Annotated in this window: 2 protein-coding genes; both read right to left on the bottom strand. The window is 62.8% G+C overall.

What is annotated here, in order from left to right; translation table 11 throughout:
* Nucleotides 1-173: 173 nt before the first annotated feature.
* Nucleotides 174-1,613 (bottom strand): winged helix-turn-helix domain-containing protein, encoded by a 1,440-nt coding sequence (locus tag VEK15_18175; GenBank protein HXV62633.1) that lies wholly within the window; start codon nucleotides 1,611-1,613, stop codon nucleotides 174-176.
* Nucleotides 1,610-2,817 (bottom strand): M24 family metallopeptidase (locus VEK15_18170; GenBank protein HXV62632.1); only part of this gene is annotated, 1,208 nt, incomplete at its 5' end. The genes VEK15_18170 and VEK15_18175, both read right to left, overlap by 4 nt.

Raw genomic sequence — 2,817 nt, 5'->3', positions numbered from 1 at the left:
CCGAGCGGTGGGGCTGAAGGCGTACTGAGCGAGAGCTCTAGTCAGGCTGATGAAAAAATACAGCCCAGCCTGCGCGAGCGGAGCGAGCCCGGCGCGCTTGCCGCGCCGTAAGCTGCCCGAGCCGTGGCGGCACGATCAATTACGGGTCCCGCCACGGCATTGAGCACAGAAAGTCAAGGCAGTCTCGCCACGAGCTCGCGAAAGCGGGGCTGCTCCCGAAGAGAGGCAAACGCGGAGTCCATCGGCAGTACCAGAAGCCAGGGGTCGCGCTCCTCGAAGGCATCACTCAGCGCTTCGATGGCTTCGTCGCGCTCGCCGACGCCCAGGTGAAGCAGCGCGAGCGCCGTCGAGGGAAGCCATTCGTCTCGAGCACGCTGTTTCCACGCACGAAGGGCTTCTCTCGCGCGCGCTCGTTGGCCGCTCGCGCCATAGAGAAAGCCGGGTACGGCATCGAAGCGGTCGGGCTTGTGCTCTGGGAGGAGCGGGCTCGATTCGACGAGAGTCAGAGCGGTCTCGATATCTCCCCGTGCCCAATGGGACAAGGCCAGCACGTGGCGTGCGGGAGAGAAACCAGGGAACATCTCGAGCGTAGTATGCAGCTGTTCGATCGCTTCGTCGTACCGGCCGATCAGATAGAGCGCCGTGCCCAATGACCAGCTCAAGCCCACATGGGTCGGCTCTTCGCTCAGGGCCAGTCGAAGCTCTCTGAGACCGTCGGAGACTTCGTTCCGTTTGAGAAGATAGGTCGCATAGGTCGCGTCCGCATCGTAATCCGCTTCGAGAGAGCGCGCCTGGCCGAAGGCCTCGACGGCCTCGGGCAAGCTCCAGTGATACCAGAACGCGAGCTGGCCCGAGACCATCTGATAATCGTGCGGTGGGATCGCCTCGCGAGAGGCCTCGAGAGCCTCGGCCAGACTCGTGCGTACCGCCGGCGCGGGCTCGCAACCGAGAACACCGGTTGCCACGAGCGTATCCATGAGACCTTTGTGGTTCGACCCGAATTGAGGGTCCCGGCGCAACGCTTCACCGTAGGCACGTCGCGCCATGACGTACGACTCACAGTCGACGCGATCCTCGAAGAGCTGGCCGCGCATGAAGTCCTCGAACGCGGGCGACGCGGAGGGGCGAGCGCGAGGCTCGACCGGCTGTCTGCGATTCCATCCATCCCAGAGTCGAAAAATGCCGACGAGCAAGGCACAGGTGAAGAGAAGCGGCACAACCACCGAGCGCCACACGGACCGGGAGCGAGCCGTCGGGCCGGAGCGAGCCTCGCCGATGTCCCTCGAGACCGGTTTCGGTGGCGACAAGAGGCAATAGCCCTTCTTCGGAATCGTCCGGAGGAAACGCGGCTTTTTCGCGTCATCGCCGAGAAGACGGCGGAGCTCGGAGATGTGGCGGAACACGACGCTGTCGGAAACGAACGTTCCCGGCCACAGCTCTTCGAGAATCTGGTTTTTGGAGAGAACTCGTCCAGGATGTTTCGCGAAGAGGACGAGAAGCTCCATGACTTTCGGCTCGAGGCGAATCGTTTCATCACCGTTCAGGATCTCACCGCTATCGGGTTGCACCAGCCACTCGCCCAGTCGAAACGGGCCCTCAACCGTCGTCGTCACGACCGTCTTCCGGTGACGACCATTACCCTCTCCGGGCGGAGAAGGAACGGCGGAAGGTAGCCGGGAATGTTGGAGAACGGAAGCACCTCCGGCTTCAGCCGGATTCCCAGCACGTCTCGCATGAACTGCCGGCGTCTCTGGATGCGCTCCCAGGCTTCGGGATAATGTTTCTCGAATCCGAGGCGCAGCGCGTCGTCGGCGAGGGCGATACCGTCTTCGATGTTCGTGGTGAAGTATTCGGTACCCGTTGCCGGAATGACGTCGACCTGGAACGCCATTCCCGAGCGAAGCTCGATCTCCGAACCGGCGAAGATGGGCGAGTTCACCCATTCATCCAGATGGATCTGATGACCGGGATTCAGCTTCACGCCAAAAAATGGATCCCCGAGGTGGCGATGAATGACGTCGAAGAGCTCCCCGCCGCGGACGCCGATGCCGATGGTCTCGTACCAGGACACGATGGCGCGAAAGTAGGGAGCGACGAGCTTGTCCACGTAGTCACGCGCTCCTAGGGGAAGCTCGGTTTCGTCTTCGACGACGAATCCGGCGCGGCAGTTGAGCGCTCCCCATACGCCGACGGCGGTCGTGAAGGGGTCCCCTCTTTCGATGGCCCGCGAGCTCGGGCTGGGCAAGCCCATGGCGGCGCGGGGGCCGCTCGATAACATCGGATGACAGGACAGGGGCATCCCGTTTAGGCGCATGAGGCGTACTGCTTCGAACTCCGTCATCCCGGGCTCGAGACCGAAGAGTACGTTCCGGATGGCGCTCGATGTGTGGCAGGCGGCGTACTCGAACGCCGCAAGCTGCTCGAGCTCGTTCGAGACCCGAAGCCCGTCCGTGGCGTTCATGAATAGCGCGTTCGCATTCTTCACCCGCGACGGATCGCCGGCCACTTCCCGGAGGGTGTCGGCGATGTAGCTCGGAATCTCGAGCCATTGGTCAGGCGCATGGCTCTCCCGCTCGGTGAAGTATTTCCATCCCACGACGCCGACGCGGGAACCGCTCGCGATTCCCGCGCTCTCGAGAACTCGTGCGAGCGAGGGGCTTTCGTTTCGAGACTGGGACAGCAGACTGAAGCTCTGAAAGAGCAACGGTCTCAACTCGAGGGGACTGATGCCCACGTAACCCCAACCTTCGTTGCCGACCACGATGACCGGCGTGCTGTCATGCGAGACAACGAGCAACGCTTCCTCGAATCTCGGAT

The organism is Vicinamibacteria bacterium (assembly GCA_035620555.1).
Classification (GTDB): domain Bacteria; phylum Acidobacteriota; class Vicinamibacteria; order Marinacidobacterales; family SMYC01; genus DASPGQ01.
Note: the sequence above shows the minus strand (reverse complement) of the source record. Positions and strands in the feature narration are given on the sequence as shown.